The organism is Parabacteroides sp. ZJ-118 (assembly GCF_011038785.1).
Taxonomy (GTDB): domain Bacteria; phylum Bacteroidota; class Bacteroidia; order Bacteroidales; family Tannerellaceae; genus Parabacteroides.
This window is the reverse complement of record NZ_JAAKDT010000043.1, coordinates 21,754-28,345: the sequence shown is the minus strand read 5'-3', so window position 1 is coordinate 28,345 and position 6,592 is coordinate 21,754. Positions and strand designations below refer to the sequence as shown.

Here is a 6,592-nt window from a genome sequence, read left to right as displayed (position 1 = left end):
CATACTTATAGGTTGTGTTGCCATGGCTATATCCTTTTTTGCGGAAGAATATAACCGAAAATCACCAAAAGTGTCCCAACATGCTCCGGTTTTTATGCGGCACGGCACTCGAAACGGCATTTGTCCCGGCATGCTCCGGTTTTTTATGCTAACCCGATGTTGTAAACCCGATTACATCGGATGCGGTGTCCCAACATGCTCCGGTTTTTTACGCGGCACGGCACTCGAAACGGCATTTGTCCCAACATACTCCGGTTTTTATGGCCTGATACCATAAACGAAAAATGCAAATAACTGATAATCAGCTATGCCTTCCAACGGCGAATTGCCGTTTTAGGCATTCGTTTTCAGCCCTCATGCTGTCCCAGCATGCTCCGGTCTCTCCAATCTTGGATGGTTTCTCACGCATGGCGGTGCCACTGATCGCGGATGAAGGTGTTCAAAGGTGTTCAAGGATGGATTATTTAAAGAAAAAGTTACCGAAAAGTTTTGTGGTTTAAAATAAAGGCGTACCTTTGCGCCGCGATCAGGGATAAGTACTATGAATCGCGGAACGGGGTGTAGCGCAGTCCGGTTAGCGCACCTGCTTTGGGAGCAGGGGGTCCCAAGTTCGAATCTTGGTACCCCGACGGTTAAGAATTAAGGAGTTACAATAGAAAGGTAGCTCCTTTTTTTATTGCTCGATACGGGCGGCTTTTTGCAGCGTCCGGGCTCAGTAGAAAATTAATGGACTCTATAGAAAAGTTGTGAGGGTGGGGGCTATCTTTTGAGAAGGTCATGCTTACCAACACGCCCCCAATGCGACGAAGGCTGAGCAAAAGAGTATGTTAGGATACTTGCGCCACGCACCTAAGATACTTTGCCAACGCACCTAAGATACTTGAGGGATGGACTTAAGATGCTTTTTATACGAAACAAAGCCTAATCGCGTGACGGATATCGTTTCCTCCAATACATTTTTTAGCCTATGGGCGATGACGGTAACAGAAGCCTTATGCGAGATTTCCGCCTCAGCCCTCTCCAAGTGTGGCATTTCTCCCTGCGAAGTATGGTGTTTCACCCTGCGAAGTATGGCATTTCACCTCTCCAAGTGTGGCATTGGAATCGGTTTCTCCGGCACATCCGCGCCCTTACATTTGGCTTTGTCCGAGTGCAGTGTTTCGAGACCTCGACTCCGGGAGCAGCAGGTACGCCAACCGGGCGTATGCGGAAGATTAGAATCAAGATGCTATTGAAGGTTAGTTTATGCACGGACTTTTGCAGGTGTCCCATAATCCTGAAAAAAATTCCGCAGGACTACATGTTTGTACTCACTGAGGATGAGATATTATGTTTGCGATTGAAATTTTCGCCCACAAAACTTTCGTCCAAGATGGGAGATAGAGACGATAGATCACCAACTTCCTGACGGTGATTATCGCAATGTGGGTCAAGACAATTGATGAAGGAATATGCCCTCACTCTCCATCATGCCTTACTATTTGATTGAATATATGTTGAGGGGTCTTGGTTTATCTTTACAAGTTCTTCTTCTCGCCACTTGTCAATAGCTGTTTGGAGAAGTTCCGCCTGAGCTTTTGCAATCCTTTCCATTAGTTCTTTATTGGCAAGTGCTTCGGCAGCTAAGCGTTCTTTGTTCTTTTGGGTGGAAATTTGAACTTCTGTGTTCACCTCATCATTGAGGTCTGATATTCTTTTGTCCGACAACACACGCACCTTGTGCATCTCAGCGCGTAAAAAATCATCGTATGGACCAGAAGCAACCATCATTTTAAAAAGTGTTGGGATTATCTCTATTGCTATAAATAACAATGAAATAAAGAGCCTTGTTAGAAACAACGATAAATTTTTAGAAGGAGATGCAATCTCGTTCAATGCATTTATTTGAGCACAAAAGCCAGTCAACTCTTTCTGCCCTTCACGACCTTCTTTTTCAACTTCAGCAATTTTTTTATCTACCTCTACTAATCTCCTATTATATTCGTCTATTTCGTTTTGAACACTGATGGTTCTTTGTTTGATGTAAGTTTGGTTATTAGCATTGTTTTGTCTTTCTTCAAGACGCAAATTGGCGAGTTCTTCTTTCAATCTATTAACTTGGTTTTCTATTTGTTTAGCAGCGGGACCATATCCCCTTTGTTTTGTTACTCCATCGCCATTTGTTTCATTATACAACCGGTTTTCGGCCTCTTTAAGTTCTTTTTCTTTGTCTGCAACTCTGCCGGATATTCCATCAAGTCTGCCTGAACGCAAATCTGTTAATTGATTATTTCTTGTCGCAATTTGATCTTCAATGTCTTTGCGTTGCTGATAGAGTAAATCATGAGCTTTTCTTACATCATCCCCTACCTTACCTTGATCAATTATTAGCTGAGACTTGATTTTATCTTGAAATACTCTTATTTCTATTGGAGTTGAGATTACAATTCCTAAAAAAATCGCAAGAATAATCCGAGGTAATCCACCCAAAAATTCTGCCTTACTAATTGTATGTTTCCCATCAGAGTACATCGTATTCACCATAAACCTGTCGAGATTAAATATCATTAATCCCCAAATAATTCCAAATCCAAACGGAACGTATAAAGGTGCATCTTTGAACACAAATGATATAGCATACCCGCCTGATATCGCAGCCATAATAGCAGTAAAAAGTATTGTTCCTCCAGTTCCTGCATATTTGGCATAATCTGTTGGGCATTGTCTTAAGATTTCACGATTCGTACCGGCGCAAATCCATAAGAACTCATTGAGCCAGCCGCCCCATTCAATTTTCTCTCCTCTCGTGTTTGATACATTGTTTACTTCCATCGTTATTTTTTTGTTATGTGATTGAATACATTTTTAATTGAACGCTTTAGATTGAACCGTGGGAAGGGAGGGGACAGTTCAATATTTAACCCTATATCTTTTAAGGATGGGACCTTGGGGATTTCTGTATCAACCATTCCAATTGCTACATCGGGAAAAGATACGTTCGCATAGTATCTGGGTTGTTTTATTGTGATGGACAAATTATTGACGATGTTAGGAGTCGGTACGAGCAACGTTTTTATTTGTGGGATAGGTAACATCCCTATTTCTATTCGCTTTTCCTTCTTTCCAAATTCATCTTCTGCAGATAATACACATGTCGTCATTCTCTTTGGCTCTATGACTCTTGTTCCAAAAGGCGACATTTCCTCATCATCCAGCCAAACTCTCTTGGCATTCTCAACCTTCCAAGAAAGTTTGACAGGTATTGTCGGAAATACATAGTATTTGTCAGCCGTGAATTCTAATTTGCACTCGTCAAAGACCTTAATGGCAATCTCTTTCTTTATAACTTGCCCGTCTGGCATCTTTATCGATAATTCAAATGTAGTGTTTTGGGTGAGTGTCGTAGAAAGAGAACCTTTCCTTTCGCATTTCTTAGCATCTTTGTCTCCCCCCTTGCATAGGAGTACTTCAGTATCAAAAGGAACATTCCATTCTATTTTTATCTGTTGGGTATTGCGAACAACTTTTGTTGCCGATGCAAAGAAAGAGATTTTCCGATGTAACAAAAGTCCCTCAAAGGGTAGTAAATCATCAATGCGATTATGCATAAGATATTCTTCTAATACAGCCAACATGTCTTGGTAATCATTCCCAAGAGAGTAAATATCTTTGTATATCTGTGCATTCTTTATGTCTGAATAGTCTTCTTTACAAAAAAGGAGGCGGTCGGCATCCTCAACCTTGTACTTGTCGATTAGTGAGGGATTCTCCGCTATGGCGAGAATACTAAGATATATTATCAGTTCGGAGAAATAATCCAATTTCTCTGAAACAAACTTGTTGGTACTTCGTGACGGGTGTTGATAATCCGGAAGCCCTGTAACATTATCTGCTTCTCCTTTTAGTTCGGGGCAATAAAAAGAATCATAGTCAACCAGATATAACTGAAGATTGTTGCTTATCAAGATATTCCCATGCTGAAGGTCACCATGAGCAAGTGACAAGTTGTGTAAATCGCGAGTCATTTTGAGAAACTTGTCCGCCAACGCTACCAGCAACTGTTTTGAATTTCTATTCCGGCAAATATAGTCTTTGATGGTGATACCATCTATCCACCTCATTCTTGTCGTCGGATATACTTTGCCTTCTACATTGATGCCTTTCTCAATATACTCAAAGTCACACAAGAAATCTAACCGGGTTTTTTGGATTGCTTCAGAGATAATTTCATACCGTCTTTTTGAATTGTTTACATCAGAATGCCAACATCTGAAAGCCCATTTCTCTTTGTTGGCAGCCTCATAAGGAAATACCACAGAGAAACCTCCTGTATAGGCGATAAGTCTTCCCCTGGCATCCCTCCTGAAGATGCCGTTTTTTACATGCTTGTCCAACACAAGAACACTTTGGTTCTCTACGGACGTTCTTATACTTGGTACTGTTAGCATTATTGAGGCTTTTTGAATTTTTCTGTAATTGATGATAATAGATTCTTCCGCTCCTCTACCTTATCCGGTTTGATATATCCACTTCTTCCGCCGGCCCACTTTTTCGCAATATTATCAGAATCATCAATTCGGCCTTTCTTCGCTGATGGATTATAGCCATTCCCTTTTTCCCATTTAGCTGAAATACCATCACCGGTAGAGGTTATGGCTTCTTCCAAAGGGCAGAGTTCATCTATCGAAGACTTTGCCATAAACTCACATAATTTATCAACCAATGGTGCCAGCTCTGAGTCAGCCTTCAACAACCGGAAGATATTCGATGTACCATGTGACTGAATGTCCTCGCCTGAGAATAGAAGCGTATCGGTATCTTCCATATTCAAGTCCGCCCATAAAGATGGCATTTTTGCCAGTGCTTTCAAACTGGTATAGATGACTAATTCTGAAAAATAGTCCGCCTTTTCAGATACGTTCTTGTTCTTCCATCGAGACTCATGTTGATAACCGACGAGCCCTTTAATTTCGTCTGGCATTCCCTTCAAATTTGGAACATACATAGAATCGTAATCAACCAAAATTAATGAGCAATCTGACTTTACCATGATATTTCCATGTTGCAGATCTCCGTGGGAGAGATGATTGGCGTGCAAGTCTGCCACCATCCTCTTAAAATTCTCGGCAATCCTGCCAATGATAGAGGCTTCCGTGATATGCTCGGACAGGAATCTTTTTAAGGACTCTGCCTCCACCCAATCCATAACAACAAGTGGTTGCATCCCTTGTGGTGTCATAATACCATCTTCGTAAAACTCAATCCCAACGAAGTAGGGTAGCCCCACTTTTTTTAGAGTGTCTGCTATAACCTGTGTTCTGCGTTTTGCATCAGAGACCTCTGCATGCCAGCAGCGTACAGCATACTTTTTCGAAGGAGTCTGATATGGAAATACCACGCAAAAACCACCGGAGTATTTAATAAGCCGTACACCTTTCTCTATAGGATGTCCATCTTTCAGCACTGATGGATGAACCAATGCCGGTGTCTTTATACACGTACTATAATCGGGAATGGTAGGTAAAGGCATAACGATGGTTATTTGTGAATAATGGAATATTTTTCAAACATTAGGTCTAATGCTTCTTCCGTTGCTTTTTGAGTCCACTTGAATTTCAGTTTGTCCATATATTTTGGAAAACCCTTTTGGAGACAACGTTGATATTCTGCTATGAATTCATTTATAAACTGCTTCTTCTCATCGTTTGGGACAACAATGAAATTCACAACATCCCCTCCCTCTTCTTTAGATGGGCTTTCTTGGAAAGATGATTCTTTCTCTGCTGTTTCTATATCCGATATTTGAGGTGATTTCTCCTTCTCAATCATTTTTATGATGTCGTCTGTATAGGTTACTGTGAGAATCTCGGAATTGTCATTTTCTACTATTACCAATGTCGTGTCATCATTATGCATTCCCTCTTTTCTCCATTCGCAAACCAATGTTTCAAAATCTTTATGAGATGACAAGGACCATAATTGTTGAACATAGTTAACTATATCCTCTTGTTTGCTATGTTCCAAAAGGAATTCAGAGAAAGGGTCAGAAACTAAAAATAGAGATTCCCCCTTTCCCAACACGCCTTTAATGGACTTCGGCGTTCCTTTCCCATCTTTTGATGTGGCACTATCAAAATAATCAGGATAACTGTCGAATGCTTCTACATCTTGTGAGGTGTGGAATACCGCACTCTTTCCGTCCCACTCTATTAAGCAAGAATCGCCAAGAACGGATCCACTCCATTCATAACCACAAAAGCGAATACCCACAAACGTAGCTCCGGCCGAACGACCCTCCGATAAGTTACGTTCATTCCTATATATCATGTTTTCAGGAGCGTTCGAGTCCTTCAATTTTTGAATAAAATCAGTAACCCTATCTCGCCATGTCTGGCATAGCGGCTTTATGGATTCTATCGTGGGAGTCCACTCATTGCTTCCGGTATATGTATCAACAAGAAGTTGTGCCCATATTTTTTGTTGCCATGTTGAACCCATTCCATCAGACACTGCGATAGATTTGGTGTCCGGGTTAACACCAAACCTATCTTGGCAATCTGCAAATAATTCAGCTTGCTTGTGAGTTATAAAAGCACGTATAATCATATTCCCA

At 41.1% G+C, this 6,592-nt stretch carries 4 protein-coding genes and 1 tRNA gene; 1 reads left to right on the top strand and 4 read right to left on the bottom strand.

Annotated elements, in window-relative coordinates; genetic code table 11:
- The first annotated feature begins 554 nt into the window (after window positions 1–554).
- Window positions 555–629, top strand: a tRNA-Pro gene (locus G7Y39_RS11115).
- Window positions 630–1,467: 838 nt separating this feature from the next.
- On the opposite strand, the gene G7Y39_RS11110 is transcribed toward G7Y39_RS11115, so the two are convergent.
- From G7Y39_RS11110 to G7Y39_RS11095, 4 genes are read right to left on the bottom strand one after another with little or no spacing between them, the layout of a single operon-like run.
- A complete protein-coding gene (locus tag G7Y39_RS11110; RefSeq protein ID WP_165157536.1) occupies window positions 1,468–2,811 on the bottom strand; it encodes a DUF4407 domain-containing protein in 1,344 nt (447 codons plus the stop codon).
- Between the two features lie 2 nt (window positions 2,812–2,813).
- Window positions 2,814–4,373: a protein kinase family protein gene (locus G7Y39_RS11105; protein WP_165157535.1), complete on the bottom strand. Its 1,560-nt coding sequence runs from the start codon at window positions 4,371–4,373 to the stop codon at window positions 2,814–2,816.
- Window positions 4,374–4,426: 53 nt separating this feature from the next.
- The gene (locus G7Y39_RS11100) at window positions 4,427–5,509 is read right to left on the bottom strand and encodes a protein kinase family protein (protein ID WP_165157534.1); all 1,083 of its coding nucleotides are present in this window, start codon (window positions 5,507–5,509) and stop codon (window positions 4,427–4,429) included.
- An 8-nt stretch (window positions 5,510–5,517) separates the two neighbouring features.
- Window positions 5,518–6,585, bottom strand: a complete 1,068-nt coding sequence (locus tag G7Y39_RS11095; RefSeq protein WP_165157533.1) for a protein phosphatase 2C domain-containing protein — start codon at window positions 6,583–6,585, stop codon at window positions 5,518–5,520.
- Between the last annotated feature and the right edge of the window lie 7 nt (window positions 6,586–6,592).